Annotated in this window: 18 protein-coding genes and 1 pseudogene; 4 read left to right on the plus strand and 15 right to left on the minus strand. The window is 63.2% G+C overall.

Annotated elements, in window-relative coordinates; translation table 11 throughout:
• The 15 genes and pseudogenes from E4L98_RS12180 to E4L98_RS12250 all read right to left on the minus strand — a co-directional run.
• Positions 1-373: pseudogene (locus E4L98_RS12180) on the minus strand (tetratricopeptide repeat protein); the annotation flags it as partial.
• Entirely contained in the window at positions 370-1263 is an 894-nt protein-coding gene (locus E4L98_RS12185) for an ExeA family protein (protein WP_135201825.1), read from the minus strand. The gene E4L98_RS12185 and the pseudogene E4L98_RS12180, both read right to left, overlap by 4 nt.
• 2 nt (positions 1264-1265) lie before the next feature.
• A complete protein-coding gene (gene mshL / locus E4L98_RS12190; RefSeq protein WP_135201826.1) occupies positions 1266-3035 on the minus strand; it encodes a pilus (MSHA type) biogenesis protein MshL in 1770 nt (589 codons plus the stop codon).
• Between the two features lie 2 nt (positions 3036-3037).
• Positions 3038-3415 (minus strand): MSHA biogenesis protein MshK, encoded by a 378-nt coding sequence (locus E4L98_RS12195; protein WP_229257371.1) that lies wholly within the window; start codon positions 3413-3415, stop codon positions 3038-3040.
• Positions 3400-4170, minus strand: coding sequence for a hypothetical protein (locus E4L98_RS12200; protein WP_135201827.1), 771 nt, complete (start codon positions 4168-4170; stop codon positions 3400-3402). The genes E4L98_RS12195 and E4L98_RS12200 overlap by 16 nt, the downstream gene beginning before the upstream one ends.
• Entirely contained in the window at positions 4167-4838 is a 672-nt protein-coding gene (locus E4L98_RS12205; RefSeq protein WP_135201828.1) for an MSHA biogenesis protein MshA, read from the minus strand. The genes E4L98_RS12200 and E4L98_RS12205 overlap by 4 nt, the downstream gene beginning before the upstream one ends.
• On the minus strand, positions 4835-5779 hold the full coding sequence (gene pilM, locus E4L98_RS12210; protein WP_135201829.1) for a type IV pilus biogenesis protein PilM: 945 nt from the start codon (positions 5777-5779) through the stop codon (positions 4835-4837). The genes E4L98_RS12205 and pilM overlap by 4 nt, the downstream gene beginning before the upstream one ends.
• 118 nt (positions 5780-5897) lie before the next feature.
• Positions 5898-6395, minus strand: coding sequence for an agglutinin biogenesis protein MshP (locus E4L98_RS12215; RefSeq protein ID WP_135201830.1), 498 nt, complete (start codon positions 6393-6395; stop codon positions 5898-5900).
• A complete protein-coding gene (locus E4L98_RS12220; RefSeq protein ID WP_135201831.1) occupies positions 6392-7282 on the minus strand; it encodes a type II secretion system protein in 891 nt (296 codons plus the stop codon). The genes E4L98_RS12215 and E4L98_RS12220 overlap by 4 nt, the downstream gene beginning before the upstream one ends.
• Positions 7279-7932, minus strand: a complete 654-nt coding sequence (locus E4L98_RS12225; protein WP_135201832.1) for a prepilin-type N-terminal cleavage/methylation domain-containing protein — start codon at positions 7930-7932, stop codon at positions 7279-7281. Before E4L98_RS12225 ends, E4L98_RS12220 begins: the two co-directional genes overlap by 4 nt.
• The gene (locus tag E4L98_RS12230) at positions 7922-8500 is read right to left on the minus strand and encodes a pilus assembly FimT family protein (RefSeq protein ID WP_135201833.1); all 579 of its coding nucleotides are present in this window, start codon (positions 8498-8500) and stop codon (positions 7922-7924) included. The genes E4L98_RS12225 and E4L98_RS12230 overlap by 11 nt, the downstream gene beginning before the upstream one ends.
• Positions 8501-8524: 24 nt before the next feature.
• Positions 8525-9049 (minus strand): type II secretion system protein, encoded by a 525-nt coding sequence (locus E4L98_RS31170; protein WP_135201834.1) that lies wholly within the window; start codon positions 9047-9049, stop codon positions 8525-8527.
• A 49-nt stretch (positions 9050-9098) separates the two neighbouring features.
• Positions 9099-9617: a type II secretion system protein gene (locus E4L98_RS12240; protein WP_135201835.1), complete on the minus strand. Its 519-nt coding sequence runs from the start codon at positions 9615-9617 to the stop codon at positions 9099-9101.
• 10 nt (positions 9618-9627) lie between these two features.
• Entirely contained in the window at positions 9628-10857 is a 1230-nt protein-coding gene (locus E4L98_RS12245) for a type II secretion system F family protein (RefSeq protein ID WP_135201836.1), read from the minus strand.
• Positions 10858-10860: 3 nt separating this feature from the next.
• On the minus strand, positions 10861-12567 hold the full coding sequence (locus E4L98_RS12250; RefSeq protein WP_135201837.1) for a GspE/PulE family protein: 1707 nt from the start codon (positions 12565-12567) through the stop codon (positions 10861-10863).
• A 131-nt stretch (positions 12568-12698) separates the two neighbouring features.
• Here E4L98_RS12250 and E4L98_RS12255 point away from each other — a divergent pair, with 131 nt between their 5' ends.
• The 4 genes from E4L98_RS12255 to E4L98_RS12270 form a co-directional block, all read left to right on the plus strand.
• Positions 12699-13415 carry an ABC transporter ATP-binding protein gene (locus tag E4L98_RS12255; protein WP_135201838.1) on the plus strand — a complete coding sequence of 239 codons (717 nt, stop codon included), beginning with the start codon at positions 12699-12701 and terminating at the stop codon, positions 13413-13415.
• On the plus strand, positions 13412-14335 hold the full coding sequence (locus E4L98_RS12260; protein ID WP_229257373.1) for an ExeA family protein: 924 nt from the start codon (positions 13412-13414) through the stop codon (positions 14333-14335). The genes E4L98_RS12255 and E4L98_RS12260 overlap by 4 nt, the downstream gene beginning before the upstream one ends.
• 71 nt (positions 14336-14406) lie before the next feature.
• A complete protein-coding gene (gene mshL / locus E4L98_RS12265) occupies positions 14407-16299 on the plus strand; it encodes a pilus (MSHA type) biogenesis protein MshL (protein WP_135201839.1) in 1893 nt (630 codons plus the stop codon).
• Positions 16296-16521 (plus strand): hypothetical protein (locus E4L98_RS12270; protein ID WP_205746712.1); only part of this gene is annotated, 226 nt, incomplete at its 3' end. The genes mshL (E4L98_RS12265) and E4L98_RS12270, both read left to right, overlap by 4 nt.

Here is a 16521-nt window from a genome sequence, read left to right on the forward strand (position 1 = left end):
GCGCCGGGACTGCCGCAACCGGGGCGACCTCCGCAGCGGCCGTCGCCGGCCCGGTGCCGGCCTTGCTGGCCGCGCTATCCGCCTGCGTGGCCACCGGCCTGGGCGGCTCCTGGAATCGCGGGCGATCCGGTATCCGGTTATCGACCACCTTCGGCACCGGACCGGCTGGCGCCTTGTGCACCTGCCACTGCTGCCAGCCGTACCAGCCGGCCGCCGCAATCACCAGCACACCCAGCGCCGCGCCGCCGTACAGCATGGGCCGCCGGTCGCGCTCCTGCGCCGGCACCGCCTTCAATTCCTGTTGCTGCAGCGCGGGCTGATCGCCGCCGCCGCGCGCATCCAGATCCTGCAGCATTTTATTAATCAAGCTCATTTGGTCAACGCCCAGGTCAGGCCGCATGCGGCGATCAGCAAACTCAGGCCGGCCGCCAGCCAGGGCCAGCGCAGCCGTCCCGACGACGACACCGTGTCGCTGGCCGCCAACGTCACATGGCGCCGCGTCACCTGCTGCTTGCCCTCGCCGTAGCACAGCATCAGCGACTTGTTCGCCATGATGTTCACCAGCCGCGGAATGCCGCCGCTGGCCTTGTACAGACGCGCAATCGCGCCGCGGCTGAACAGCCGTCCGCCAGTATAACCAGCCACGCGCAGCCGGTGCGCAATGTAGTACTCGATATCATCCCGGCTCAGCGGTCCCAGGTGATAGTGGAAGGTGATGCGCTGCGCCAGCTGGCGGATCGCGGTCGCCTGCAGATGCTGGTTCAGCTCCGGCTGCCCGAACAGCACGATCTGCAGCAGCTTGCGCTTTTCGGTCTCCAGATTGGTCAGCAGGCGCAGCGCTTCCAGGCTTTCGGTCGGAATCGCCTGCGCCTCGTCCAGCAGCAGCAAGACCTGCTTGCCTTCGCGCGCCAGGTCGAGCAGGCGGTGCGTGATCGACTTCAGCAACTGATGCTGATCGACGTCCTTGTCCAGCGGCAGCTCCAGTTCGTCGGCCAGCGCCAGCATCAGCGTGCGCGGCTCCAGATACGGGTTCGGGATGTACGCGGTGACGAACTCCGGCCCCACCGTGGCAATGAATTTGCGGCACAGCAGCGTCTTGCCGGTGCCGACCTCGCCGGTGATCTTGATGAAACCCTCGCCGCTCTTGGCCGCCACCAGCAAGGTATTCAACGCCTCCTGCGAATGCGGGCTGGTGAAGAAATAGCTGGTGTCCGGCGTGATGCTGAAAGGCGCTTCACGGAAGCCGAAGTGTTTGCTGTACATGATCAGTCGCGTCCCCTGGCCCGGCCCGGATCGAGCTCCTTGATGCGGCGGCCGCTGTCGAGCAGGTCGTGATTCCAGTCCGAGGTGGTTTCCACGATGGTCGGCTTGATCAGTACCACCAGCTCGCGCTTCTGCACCACCTCGGCCTTGCTGCCGAACAGCGAGCCGATCACCGGCACCTGGCTGGCGCCCGGCACACCGGAATTGTCGGTGGTGGTGGCCTGACGCATCAGGCCGCCGATCGCCACCACCTGACCGTTCTGGCCGCGCACCATGCTGTCCATTTCCGAGGTCGACGACGCCGCCAGCGGCAGCGTGAAGTTGCCCAGCGAGCCCAGGTTCAGGCCCTTGTTGACAGTCGACACCTGGCTGACCGACGGGTGCACGTGCAGGATGATGTTGCCGTCCTCATCGATCTGCGGCGTCACGTCCAGCACCACGCCGGAGAAGAACGGCTGCAGGGTCACGGTCGGGGTGGTGACGCCGGTACCGGTGCCGCTGGTGGTGGTGGTGGTACTGACGCCGGTCACGTAAAACTCGTCGGTGCCGATCTTCAGCAGCGCTTTCTGGTTGTTCAGCGTGGCGATGCGCGGGCTGGACAGCACGTGCACCGTGCCCTGCCCTTCGAGGAAGGAAATCAGCGCGGCGAAATTACTGGTCTGGAACGCCATGCCCAGCAGCGAGCCGACGGCGTCTGCCGAGGCGCCGATGGTTTTGCCCGGATCGGCGCTGACGCCGGACTTGCCGGTGCCGTTCAGCGGCGTGCCCAGCGGCGCCAGCGTGTTCCCTGGCTGCAGCGTGCCGACCGAGAAGCGGTTATTGCCGCCGGCGCCAAACTTGCCGAACGCCGCCCAGTTGACGCCGGTCTGGAAGTTGGAATTCAGCTCCACTTCCAGAATCTTGGCTTCCAGGATCACCTGGCGGTCCACCGACAGCTGGGTCGCCTTCAGATACAGATCGACATTGCGCAGTTCCTCCGGCATGGCGCGGATCACGATCACGCCTGACTGCGGGCTGATGGTCACGCTGCGGCCTTCCTTGTCGGTATCGACCAGCGCCGTCAGGGCGGTCTTCAGCTCCAGCCAGAAATCGCTCTCCGACGTGGTCGAGACATTGGCCGAATCGCGCTGCTGCTGGCAGCTGCCCGGATTGGCCGGATCGCAATTGCCACCGCTGCCGCTGTTATTGTTGTTGTTCGAGTTGCCGTTGTTGCTCTGGTTGCCGCTGTTGCTGGTGCCCGCGTTCGCCACCGAGGTCGAGGACACGCGCAGGCTGGACTGGCCCTTGCGGATCGCCGTCAGGTAGTTAATCTTGAACATCTTGGTCTGCATGGTCAGCGGACGGATGTAGATGCGCGTGCCTTCCACCTTATAGTCGTAGCCGTACAGCTCGCGGATCGCGTCGAGCGCCTCGAACAAGGTCACGTCCTTGAGGTTGGCGCTGATGTTGCCGGTCACCTCGGGGTTGATCAGCATGTTGTAGCGCGTGCCGGCCACGATCGAGTTGTAGAACTGCTGCACCGGCACATTGTTGAACGAGACGTTGAAGCGCTCTTCCAGCACCGCGCGCGCCTTGGGCAATTGCTCGGTCAGCTGCGAAACCGGCGGCAGCAGCGCGCTCGCCACCGCCTCGCTTTGGGTCGTGACGGCCGGCTTGGCGGCGGCCGTGCTGACTTCATTGCTGATCTTGTCGTAGGTGTCGCGCGTGGACGGCGTCTGGCAGCCGCTCAGCAGCAAGGTCGTCACAGCGGCGATGGTCAGGATTTTTTGCATGATTAATGTGCAGCTTTTTTAGCGTCGTTTTTAGCGTCATCCGGGAACAAGGTCAGAACCTGCTTGTTCTTGCCTTTCTGGAGCACCACCTGGTTCTTGCGGACGTCCACCAGCACGGCGCCGTTGATCTTTTCACCCTTGCGCACGGTCTGGCCATCGATCACCGCCACCTGCCGGCCGTTCGAGCCGATCAACACCGATTGCAGCTGCGGGCCGGCCGGGGTTGGCGGCACATCGGCCAGATCGGCCGCGGTCAGGCGTGCTTCCGGCGGCGGCCGCGTCGGGTCGGCCAGCTGCGCCAGCGCCGCGCCGTGCCAGACGGCGCACACGCACAGCAGCGACAGGCCACGCTTGACGGCGCGCTTCATAGTTTCATCCATTTCTGATCCAGGCTCAGCGTGTACAAGGTCAGCGTCAGGCGCGAGTTCGGGTACTGCTGGGCGTCCAGACGCGCGCGTCCCCAGAACAACTGGGTCGGCAGCGATTCCAGCGCGTCCATGTAACTGACCATGTCCAGATAACTCCCTTGCAGCACGATTTCCACGCCGTGACGGTACAACAGCTCGCGCGGCTTGGGCGCTGCCGGCGTGGCGCCCTGCTGTGCGGCTGCCGCCACTGCGGCGGTCACGGCGCTGGAGGTGGCGACCTTGCTCAATTCCACGGGTTTGGCCGGGGCCGCGTCAGTTTGGGCCGCCTCGCTCATGCCCGCCACTGGCAGCGTCTTCATCGACATCAGCTTCAGCCTGCCGTTGCCGCGCAACAGTTGCTCCAGCAGCGGCGCAATCTTCTGCGGCGGCACCAGGCCCTTTTGCACCGCCATCAGCGTTGTGCTGGTCTTGTCGATTTCCTCCTGCACCGCCTTCAGCCGGGCGCGCGTGGCCGCATCGGGATCGACCACAAAGCCCTGCGCCTTGGCCGCGATTTCGGCATCGATGCCGCCGATCTGGTTCTGCTGCTGCCTGATCTGCAGACGCAGCAGCTTTTGCCTTGCCAGCAGCGGCTCCACCGAAACGGTATAAATCAAAAACAGAACCGCAGCCACCACGGCGACAAACACCATGGCGCGTTCGCGCAGCGTCATCGCATCCAGCTTGCTGCTCAGCTTAATCCATTGCTGCAACAATTGCTGTTTCATTTGGCCGCCTCCTGCATCGTGGATTGCAGGCTGAATTCCACGTACGGCGCGGCGCTTGGCGCTGCCGGGACCGCTGGCGCCGACGCAGCCGCCGCAGCTTCGGCCAGGGCAAGCGCCGCATCGGGCCGGGCAATGTCCAGACTGGCGAACGTCTTGCCGTGCATGACGCGTTCGCCGGTCAGGCGGGCCACATAATTGGGGATCATGGTCGCCTGCATGGCGCGGCCCTGCAGGCCGATATCGTTGCCGGCGCCGCTGATGGTCACACCGGTCAGCCACAGACCGCTGACGTTCTGCCGCGAGAACGCGCGGAAATATTCGGCGTAACCGGCGGTATTGCCCAACGCTCCGCCCTGCAGCACCGATTCCACGTTGTGCAGCGATTTCAGTTCCAGTTCGGCGGCGTCCAGCTCGGCTTGCAGCGTGGCGCTGGCAGCGCGCGGCGCGAACTGCACATTGGCCTTGACCAGGCGCTGTTCACGCTCGGCCAGCAGCACCTTGCCGGCCGCCGCTTCCTGTTCCAGCTGGGCCACAGTGTGCCCCGCATACCAGTCCAGCAGCAGCGCGCCAGCAATGATCACGCCCAGCGCCTCGGCCATCGGCAAGGCGGTAAAGATCTTCTTCTGCTTGAGGAAGATCGGGTTGAACAGATTGATCTGCTGGCTCACAGCGTTACCTCCTCGTGGCGCAGGGCGGCGCCCAGCGTCAGGAAGAAACGCTGCTGTTGCGCCACATCGCGCAAGTCCGAAGCGTTGCTGAGGTCGAAAACATCGCTCAGGTCCATCGCCTCCACCGGCATATACAGATTGGCGGCCAAGTGTTCGTGCAAGCCTTCGGCGCCGGTGGGCGCCAGGACCAACTTCAACACATTAACGAACGAGAACTGGCGGTCGAAGTGATCGAGCGAGCGTTGCAGCTCCAGCGTGATCTTGTCGAACTGGTTTTGCTGGCGCGTCGAATCGGGCTCCAGCAACTGCGCCAGCGTCACGTCAATGCGGCGCGACAAGTAGAGCTCGGCCTTGTAGGTGATGGTCAGCAAGCCGCCATCCGCGTCGAACGACAGCATGGCCAGCCCACGTCCTTCAGTTTCCAGCAGGGCCGAGATATTCCGCTGCGCCATTTCCGGAATGTCGATCACGGTCAGGTTCAATTCGGCTTCGCTGAACACGGTCTGACGTGACTGGATCAGGCTGTTGCGCGCGGCAATCGCGAACATCGAGTGATTGCGGGCGACACCGTGGCTGTCCACCGGGATGTCCAGCACGTCGATGGTGGCGTCGTCAATGTGGAAGTCCAGCATGTCCTTCAAGCGCCAGCGCACGGCCGTCTTCAGTTCATCCTGCGGCACGTTGGGCGCATCCACCATCAGCATCTGGTATTCGCCGCCGGCCAGCACCGTACCGCAGCGAAAACTGCTGGCCCTGAGTTCCTTGTTCAGGCCGTCCAGCGCTGCCGACGATAGGCCGGCAGTGGATGGATAGAAGGCGGACAACTCGACCACCGCCTTGGCGTCGCGCCGGCGCTGGACGCGGCCCACGCAAATACCGTCCCTCAAAAAAGTGACAGTCAGCCAGCCATCCGGATTTTTCTCTCGTTTAAAGAAACGCATTGTTCAACACACGAAGTTTACGCGCTAGACGCTTGATTATATTCAACTTCCACAACAAATTATGCTCAAAATGACAATCCCGCTGCAAAAACACACACATTTCCACCCAGTTGCGGCTTTATAGCTGTGCCGTGATGCGCCGTTGGATGTAATCGATCCCCGGCGCGGGATTAGGGCAAATGCCGGCAGATGGCTGATTGCAAGCAACGGAGGTAATGACGAAATGTCCGGCGGTCGGGTCGGTGGCGGTGTTACCCATCAGCCCCGCAGTCACGGTACAGGTCACCGTGACGGTGAGGCCGCTGAAAGTCGCCCCTTTGGGCAACGTTACGTTCAGCGTTCCGGGACATCCGAGATTGTTCGCATGATCGAGGGAGGAGTTGGTATCGGCGCCGCGCAGGGACCGGTACAGGGCCCACTCAATCCCGGCCTTGGCCGCTTGATAGGTCCGCTCCCCCTGCAAATCGCGTGCGGCGCCGTCTTGCTGCGCAGTGGTCAACGTCACCACCGCCACCGCCAGACCGGCCAACGCCACCAGCAGAAAAATGGCGGTAATGATGGCCACCCCGACGGATTTTCTGCGCGCTCGCAGACGACTGAAAAGAGCTGAGTTCATGGCGTATTGTCCACGTGAATTTGCAGCGCCAGGGTGGCGGTTTCGACACCGTTCGGGGCATCCGGACTGGGGTGCGCGAGCGCTATCGACAACCCGACCAGCGCAGTGAGCTGGTTGGCCGCCGCCGTCACGGAAAACTGACAGGCGAGCACATTGGCCGTCATCAGCGCCGGCGTCACTGGATTACCATTCGGATCGGTACGGGTCGCTGGATCGACCTGATTGGGCGTGTAGCCATAGTTCGCATAGCGCAGCAATCGGCCCGTGCCGGCGGCACTATTGACGCACGCGTAAGTAACGGGCTGCGTCACCACACTGAAGCGCTTTCCGGGCGAAGCGTTATTAGCGTTGAACGGATTATTGGTCATGGTAACCACACCATTCGTCACCTGACTGACTCCGGCCCGGTTGGTGCCCGCATAGGCATCGGCGTTGGCGATGCCCGACCCCAGGTTGTAGATGACAATCGCATCCTGGGGCGTGATGGCGTACACCCCTGACGGTACCGGCCCGACGATCTGGAACTGCAGCGACGCCCCCGTGGTATCCAGAGGTTTGAGGCTGGCGGGCGCGCCATCGCTGGTCGATAAATATTGGCCGCCGGATTTGGTGGGAATGAACTCGATAAACGAGGTGTTACCAATCACCATGAAACGTATGCTGTTCGGTAAGGCGGTATGGATTTCGCGTGACATGCGGCGCAGGACGATCTCGGCCGCGTCCGCCATATCCGCGCGCGCCGCAGTATCCACATAGCCCTGCACCGGACGGCGAATGAATACCACAGCAATGCCGGCCAGAATGGCGGTCAACACCATGACCACTATCGCTTCGACCAATGTGAAGCCACGTTCGCGCCGCGCAGTTTTGAACAAGGTGAGTTTCATCGGGCTTGGGGCGCGTAACGGGTACGGTAGCCTTCCAACGTGACGACGTCGTTCGGTCCCGTGCCGTACCGGACCGCGATCGTCAGTAGAAAGGCATCGATGTCCGGGGCGCCGGCCACGGCCTGGGTTGAGCCGACGAACGCGTTGGCTTCGTTCAAGGTCAGGGTAGTGGTGAAGCCGCTCAACGATGCGTTGCCCAACGTCGCGCCGGCGGCATTCGCGCCCAGCGGGTTACCGGCGACATCCCGATCGACCAGGTTACCGCTGCTGTCCGCCACGGCAAATGCACGCACGGCTGTACCCAGCTGATAATTGGCAGGCACGTAATCATTAATATTGTCGTAGGGCCGCGTGTTGTTCGCCTCGCGGCCGAATTGCTCGCGCAAGGTCGCGTCCTTGCAGCCGTTCGGGTCCGAGGCCGTACTCGCGTTTTCATCGGCCGGGTCGCAATAGGTAAATTGCGCCTGCTGGACCTCTTCCATGTAAGCCTCGGCGATCAGCATGGCCTGCTTACGCCGCATGGGGTCGGCGCTATTTTTGTTAGCGAAATTAAGCACTTGCAGAATGCCCGCCACCGCTACGCCAACGATGACCATGAAGATGATCAGCTCGACCATCGTGACACCCTGCTGGCGGCGCTTATTGCACATAGCCGCTTTCCGCGTTGACGATGACGGTGGCAGTGTTGACGCCGCTGGTAAACCTCAGCGTCATGGTGGCGAAGGTCGAGGTGATGCCGGCATCATTGAGATTGTAAGGACGCCCCAGGCCATCGAAATAGAATCCGCCGTTGGCCCCGAAGCTGGCCGCAGCGCCGTTGGCTGCAACCGTGACACTGCCGGGCCGGCCTTCACACATCCAGCCGCCAGCCGCGTTGCCAGCGGCGTTCAGGCAATAGGTCCTGGTGGCCTTGCTGGCGCTGTTGCCACCACCCGGCGCCGGGATCTTGTTGGCGTCATCGCAGGCCGCCGAAGAACAGACCGCCAAAAAATTGGGTGTGGCGCGCACAAATACGGGGCCGTTGCGCCCTACAGCAAGCTTCTGCGCATAGCGGAGAATGGTTTTGACCTGGTCGGCGTAGGCCCGGTTTTCGAACGCGGCGTTGTCGAAAAACCGGGTCATGCCGATGGCGGCAAGGATGCCGACCAGCAGCAACACCACCACCAGCTCCACCATGGTGAAGCCGAAACAGCGCCGCGCTATCAGGCGATAATTCACGGCGAGATGCGCTCTGCAGACTTCTTACAGGCAGTTGGCGGCAGTGGCGTTGACAACAAAAGTCGGCGCAGCATTGGCTGCCGCCGCCTGGGTGTATCGCACCCAGCAGTTGTTGCCGGCATTGGTCGAGGGGTTACGTGGGACAATCACCAGTTCGCCAGCAGCGACGGCAGGGTTAACACCAGCCGAGACTGCGACCGGACCGACCAAAATATTGTAATCCTGCGCGCTCAGGCCGGCAGCGGCGGCAAGGTTGGCATTCGCGGTAGGGTAAGTGTTGGTCAAGTCCACCTGCTGATTCTCCATCAGGACACTTGCCGGGTTGCCGCCGGTCGCCAGCGCCTGGCCGTGCGCCATCGCGGATACAGAGCGCAGCGCACCGGCCGCCGCGTTGATCGAAGCACTGCGCGCATCACCGCTCAGGTTGGAAAAGCGAGGCAGTGCAGTCGCCGCCAGGATACCCAGAATCACGATCACCACGATCAGTTCGATGAGCGTGAAACCGCCCTGGGCCTGGTTGCGCATCGTGGTCATAGCTGGCTTGTTCATTACATTCTCCAAATCGTCATCAATAAGGTGGTCCAACAGCGCGGGCGCGCTAATCCTTAACTTGTTCAAAGGCCACACCGACAGCGTCTGGTGTGCCCGACGGCCTGGCGGATAGTTGGGGCAAGCGCGTCAATTTTACCTTGTATTTCAAACGTTTCGTTTGAGCATCTACCAAAGAATTTCGATTATTTAACAAATAAACCAGAGTCTTGTCGGCGCGGTCGAAACACCAGTTACCGACGCCGATGTCGCCGTCACCGGGGTGAAACAATGCGCCGACATAGTTGGCTGGTTTCTCTTTTAGCAAATCCAACGGATTTTGTTCGGCTAAAATCGTTAAATCCACGCTGCGCCCGGGCAATTTTCCTGTGGCAACCTTAATTTCTAAGGCAGAACGCACATTGGCAATGGTTTGCCGCACTGCGGCTTCCTCGGCACGATCTTGGTAGAAAAACATGCTTTGTAATAGCACTGTCATCAAGATGGCGGTCACCGCCACGGTGACGGAAAATTCCAACAGGGTTGCCCCGTGTTGTTTCGGCGTCACAAACATTGCCAAGGATGCCATGATTTCACACTCAATGATGCAAGGCAGCCTTGCCCAGATCCCAGATCGGCAGGAAGATGCCCAGCGCCAGGATCAGCACCATGATGCCGAGGAAGACAATCAGGATCGGTTCGATTTGCGCCGATAGCGTCTTCAGCTCGTAATCGACTTCGCGCTCGTACATTTGCGCGATCTCGTCCATCAGGTCGTCGATCGAGCCGCTTTCCTCGCCCACGGCGATCATCTGCAACACGATGGGCGTGAACACGTTGGCCGCGGCGGCCGTGCGCAGGATGCTTTCGCCGCGCTCGACGCCGTCGCGCATCTGCTCGACGCGCGCGGTCAGGTAGGCGTTGTCCACCGTCTGTGCCACCACCGACAGCGCCTGCACGATGGGCACGCCGCTGCGGCTGGACAGCGCGAAGCTGCGGGCGAAACGCGCCATGGTGGCCTTCAGCACGATCTTGCCGGCGACCGGGACGCGCAGTTTGAATTTATCCCACTGATAGAGTCCCTGCGGTGTCCGCACCCACGCGCGAAAACCCCAGGCGGCCAGCGCCGCGCCGCCGGCCATCACCGGCCAGTAGCGCACCGTGAAGTTGGAGGTGGCGATCAGCACCCGCGTCATCAGCGGCAGTTCGGCGTTGAACTTGGCGAACACGCCGACAAACGCCGGAATCACGAAGATGTTCACCACAATCATCGCCGCGACCATGGCAAACACCACGAACGACGGATAACGCGTGGCCGACTTGACGCGCTCGCGCATGTCGCGGTCGAATTCCAGGTGGTCGAACAGGCGCATGAACACTTCCTCCAGCCGCCCGGTCATCTCCCCCACCCTCACCATGGACAGGTAAAACGGCGTAAATACGTCCGGATGGCGGCGCATGGCCGACGACAGTTCGCGCCCCGAGTCCAGCGACTCGCGCAAATCCTTGATCACCTTGCCGAACGATTTGCTGACCGCGGACTCCTGCAACCCCGCCAGGCCGCGCATGATGGGCACGCCGGACTTGAGCAGGGTGTACATCTGGCGGCTGAACAGCTGCACGTCCATCGACGTCGGCTTGCGCTCGGTCAGCCTGGCCCACCAGCTTTCGCCGTCGGCGCCCACCTTCTTGTTGGTGACCGCGATCTCGATCGGCGTCACGCCGGTGTTGAACAGCTGGTCGGCCACGGCGCCGCTGTCGGCCGCCTCCAGCAAGCCTTGCATCAGTTCGCCGCGCGCGTTGCGGCCCTTGTAGGCGAAAAACGGCACGGATTAATCCTCGACCTGGTTACTGATGCGCATCGCTTCGGAAATCGTGGTGCGGCCCTGGATCACCAGCTGCACCGCGTGGCGGCGCAAGGTGTCGCCGCCCATCTGCTGCTGCGCCACGCGCAGGAAGTGCGACGGGTCGGGATCGTTGGCGGCGTCGACCACGGTGCGCGTCATTTCCAGCAGTTCGTAGACGCCGGTACGGCCGCGATAGCCCATGCCATTGCAGTGCGAGCAGCCCTTGCCATGGAAATAGCGCGCCTTGTCGACCTTGTCGTTGAGTTCCTGGCTCAGCCATTCGCGCTCGGTCGGGGTCGGCTCGTACGGGGTGGTGCAGCTTTCGCAGATCACCCGCACCAGGCGCTGCGCCAGCACCGCCTGCAGCGAGCTGCCGACCATGTAGCGCGGCACGCCCATGTCCATCAGGCGCAGCGGCGTGCTGGCGGCATCGTTGGTGTGCAGCGTCGATAGCACCAGGTGACCGGTCATGGCGGCGCGCAGGCCGATCTGGGCGGTTTCCTGGTCGCGCATCTCGCCGACCAGCACGATGTCCGGGTCCTGCCGCAGCGCCGAACGTAGCACGCGCGCGAAGTCGAGGTCGATCTTGTCGTTGACCTGCACCTGGTTGATGCCGGCCAGCCGGTATTCGACCGGGTCTTCCACCGTGATCAGCTTTTTCTCGACCGAGTTCAGCTCGGCCAGCGCCGAGTACAGCGTGGTGGTCTTGCCGGAGCCGGTCGGCCCGGTCACCAGCACCAGGCCGTTGGGGCGCTGCACGATGGCGCGGAATTTGTCCAGGATCCCGCGCGGCATGCCGATCGCGTCCAGGCGCAGCTGGGCGCCGGTCTGGTTCAGCAGACGCATCACGATCGATTCGCCGTACTGGGTCGGCATCGACGAGATACGCACGTCGATGCGCTGGTTTTTCACGCGCACGGCAAAGCGGCCATCCTGCGGCAGGCGCTTTTCCGAGATGTCGAGGTCGGACATCAGCTTCAGCCGCAGGGCCAGCGACGGCGCGATCTTGATGTCGGCCTCGGTCTGCAGGTGCAGCACGCCGTCGATGCGGAAGCGGATCTGCAACCGCGCCTCCTGCGGTTCGATGTGGATGTCGGACGCGCGCACCTGCGCCGCATCGTCGAACACCGACTGCAACAGTTTGACCACCGGCGCTTCTTCCAGATTCGGATTGGCGGCCGCCAGCGCGCCGAAGTCGACCGAGGCGTCGCCGACGTCCTGCTCGAGCTCGCGCGCCAGGTCGGAGATATCCTCGGTGCGCCGGTAAATACGGTCGATCGCGGCCACCACCTCGGTCTCGTTGACCACCGCCAGCTCGATGTTCTGCTTGAGGATGCGGGCGATCTCGTCGTAGGCGAACAGGTCGGTGGGGTCTGACATGCCGACCAGCATGGCGCCGTGGCGGTCCTCCAGCACCAGCGCGCGGAAGCGCCGCGCCTGGGTTTCCGGCAGCATGCGCACGATCTCGGGATTGATGTTGTAGAACTTCAGGTTCAGGTAGGGGATGCTCAGTTGCCGCGCCAGCGCGCCGGCGATCTGCTCCTCGGTCACATAACCGTTTTCGACGAACACGCGGCCCAGCTTGCGTCCGCTGCGCTTCTGGTCGGCCAGCGCCAGGCCCAGCTGCTCCTCGGACAGCAGCTTTTGCTGCACCAGAATTTCCCCCAGCCGGACTTTCTCTGGCCTCGACATACCCGCTCCTTGACGATTCTTACCAAAACTTGCGGCCATTCTATGTCAGATGAGCGTACAGAGCGAGCAGGTGTCGCTTTCTTCGGACGAATGCGCTACAGTGTGTGTCGTTTCTTCAAGCTTAAACCTCCATGACCGAGTCCGCCCTGCGCTTCCAGCACGTCGCCAAACGCTATGGCGCGGCCCACGTGCTGCGCGGCGTGGACCTGGAACTGCGCGCCGGCGAGTGTTTCGGCCTGGTCGGCGTCAACGGCGCCGGCAAAACCAGCCTGATCAAGTGCCTGCTGGACTTTTGCGCGCTGGATGAAGGCAGCATCTCGATATTCGGCCGGCCGCATCACCAGCCGGCGGCGCGCCGGCCGCTGGGCTTCGTGCCGGAACGCTTCACGCCGCCCTACTATCTGACCGGCGCCGACTTCATCCGCTATCTGCTCAGCTTGCAAGGACTGCCTTACGATCCGCAAGCCGTGGCCGCCATGCTGGCCGCGCTCGACCTCGACGCCGACGCGCTCAAGCGCACGGTGCGCAGCTATTCCAAAGGCATGACGCAGAAGCTGGGCCTGGCGGCCTGCCTGCTGTCGCGCAAGCAGTTATATATATTGGACGAGCCGATGAGCGGTCTCGACCCCAAGGCGCGCGCCTTATTGAAACAGCAATTGCGGACGCTGCAGCGCGCCGGCGGCACGCTGTTCCTGACCTCGCACGCGCTGGCCGACGTCGACGAACTGTGCGACCGCATGGCCATCCTGCACGACGGCCAGATCCGCTTTGCCGGCACGCCGGCCGAATGCCGCGCCGCCTACCGCGCCGAGACCCTGGAACAAGCTTTCCTCACTTGCATCGCATGAGCATGTACCAAACCCACTTCGGCCTGCGCGAGTCACCGTTCAACATCACGCCCAACCCGGCCTTTTTCTATGCCGGCAACGCCCGAGGCGACATCCTCGACGCCATGCTGTATGCCGTCAGCCATGGCGAAGGCATCATCAAGGTCACCGGCGAGGTCGGCGCCGGCAAGACCATGCTGTGCCGCATGCTGGAAAGCCGCCTGCCGCCGCAGATCGACGTGATTTACCTGGTCAATCCCAACCTCGACCCGCTGGAGGTGCAACACGCCATCGCCGCCGAACTGGGGCTGGAATCGCACGGCCTGCGCGCCGACGAGGTGCAGCGCCGGCTGCACGCCGAACTGATCGCTCGCCACAGCGCCGGCCGCCAGGTGGTGTTGCTGGTCGAGGAAGCCCAGGCCATGCCGCTCGACACGCTGGAAGCGATCCGCCTGCTGACCAACCTGGAGACCGCGCGCAGCAAGCTGCTGCAGATCGTGCTGTTCGGCCAGCCCGAACTGGATCAAAACCTCGAGCTGGCCAGCATGCGCCAGTTGAAGGAGCGCATCACCCACAGTTTCCAGGTGCCGGCGCTGCCGCGCGACCTGACCGGCGATTTCCTGGCGTTTCGCCTGCATCGGGCCGGCCACGACGGCCCTTCCCTGTTCAGTCCGGCGGCCGCGCGCCTGATCGCGGCCGCGTCTGAAGGCATCATCCGCCGCATCAATGTGCTGGCCGACAAGGCGCTGCTGGCCGCGTTTGCCGAGGACGCCGAGCGGGTCGAAGCGCGGCATGCGCGCCAGGCCATTGCCGAGTCGCCGTTCGGTCGCCGCCGCCGGACCGCGCGGCTGAACTGGCGCTCTGTTGCGCTCGGGTGTTTGCTGGTGCTCCTAATTGGGGGGATTTGGCGTATCGTCCTTGCGGCGGCACCGAATTTATAAGATCATGTTGTCTATATTGCAGAAGCACAACAAAAAGAATTCCTGCATCTCCCCAGGGCCGGAACGATACAATGAAAAAACTGAGCACTCCTCTCGTCCCCGTGGTTTGCGGCGTTCTGCTGAGCGCCTGCAGTCATACGATTCCGAATTCGCCCGCGCACATCACTGAACCGCCGCCGCCCGTCGGCGCCATCCCGGAACCGGTGCAGCAAAGCGTGGTGCTGCCGCCGCCCAAGCCGGCCGCCAAGGTCGAAACCTACAGCGTGACCGTGCACAAGGTGCCGGTGCAGTCGCTGCTGTTCGCGCTGGCGCGCGACGCCGGCCTCAACGTGGACGTCCACCCCGGCATCGACGGCACGGTGACGCTGAACGCGCTGGACCAGACCCTGCCGCAACTGCTGAACCGCATCCAGCGCCAGGTCGACATGCGTTATGAAATCAGCGGCAGCACCCTGACCGTGCTGCCCGACACGCCGGAGTGGCGCAACTACAAGGTCGATTACGTCAACATCGCCCGCAGCACCAGCAGCAGCGTGAATATCGCAACGCAGATTTCCACCACCGGCGGCGGCGTCGATACGCTGGGGCAGAGCCAGTCCTCCAGCCAGCAAAACAATGGCTCGTCGAACAGCGGCGCCAACAATGGCAATGCCAGCGGCAATAACAGCGGCCAGAACCAGTCCGGCAACAACAATAACAACGGACCGGCAGCCAACGGCACCAACAATTCGACCACGGTGGTCAACAACCGATCGGATAACAATTTCTGGGCCAATCTGGAAAAGAACATCCGCGACATGCTGCGCGGGACGGAAACGGCGGCCGATTCGCAGGCCGGCCTGCAGGCTGCCCTGCCCGCCGCCGGTCCCGGCCAGCAGCCCAACGGCCTGGGTGCGCCCGCCGCGCCGCAGGCGACGCCGTTCGCCTTCGGCCAGTCGGCGGCGAACCGTATCAATCCGGTCATCGTCAATCCCGAGGGCGGCCTGATCGCCGTGCGCGCCACCGCGCGCCAGCATGAAAAAATTCAGCAATTCCTCGACCTGGTGCTGGGCGCGGCCAAGCGCCAGGTGCTGATCGAAGCCACCATCGTCGAGGTCAAACTCAGCGACTCCTATCAGCAAGGCATCGACTGGAAATCCATCGGCGGCGGCGGACTCAAGCTGACCCAGGGCGCGGTCGGCACCACCGGCCTGTCCAGCGGCGTCGCGCAGGGCGTGTCGCCGGGCGTGTTCGTGCTGAATTACGCCAATCCGACCAGCCGCATCGGCAACATTGCCACCACCATCCAGTTGCTGGAATCGTTCGGCAAGGTGAAAGTCCTGTCGAGCCCGAAAATCAGCGTGTTGAACAATCAGACCGCGCTGTTGAAGGTGGTCGATAACAACGTGTTCTTTTCGATCAAGGTGACGCCGGCCATCCTCAACGTCAATGGCGGCGTCAGCACGCCGGCCACCTATGAATCGCACCTGGAGACGGTGCCGGTCGGTTTCGTCATGAGCGTGACGCCGCAGATTTCCGACAGCGATGAAGTGACCCTCAATGTGCGCCCCACCATCACCCGCGTGGTGGGCAAGGTACGCGACCCGAATCCGGCGCTGGCCACCGCCGGCGTCACCAGCGAAGTGCCGGTGATCCAGGCGCGCGAGCTGGAATCGATCATGAAGGTCAACAGCGGCCAGATCGCCGTCATGGGCGGGCTGATGCAGGATTCGCTCGACAACGCCAAGGATGCGGTGCCGGTGCTGGGCAGCATTCCCGTGCTGGGCAACCTGTTCTCGTATCGCAATGAGAACAGCACCAAGACCGAGCTGGTGATCTTCATGCGGCCGGTGGTGGTGAAGGACGCCAGCATCAACGGCGATTACAAGGATTACCGCTACATCCTGCCGGGCCAGCCGGACACCGAACCGTATCCGGTGACCTCGTCCTCGTCCGCCCCCACCGCCAAGGCCAACGGATCATGAGTCTCTTAATGCAAGCGCTCAAGAAAGCCGAGCGCGCCAAACAAAACGCCCTGCCCGACGAGGAATTGGACAAGCCGTCGGAAGAATTCGACGCGGTGCTGGAGCTGACGCCCGAGCCGGCGCCGGCGCCGGCCGAGCCGCTGCTGCCCAGGCCACCCCCCCGGCGGGGGGGGGGAGGCCAAGACGCCGGGCCCGGCATGATGGGGGGGGTGCGGGGGGGGG

It is taken from the genome of Duganella callida (assembly GCF_004614165.1).
Lineage (GTDB): Bacteria > Pseudomonadota > Gammaproteobacteria > Burkholderiales > Burkholderiaceae_D > Rugamonas > Rugamonas callida.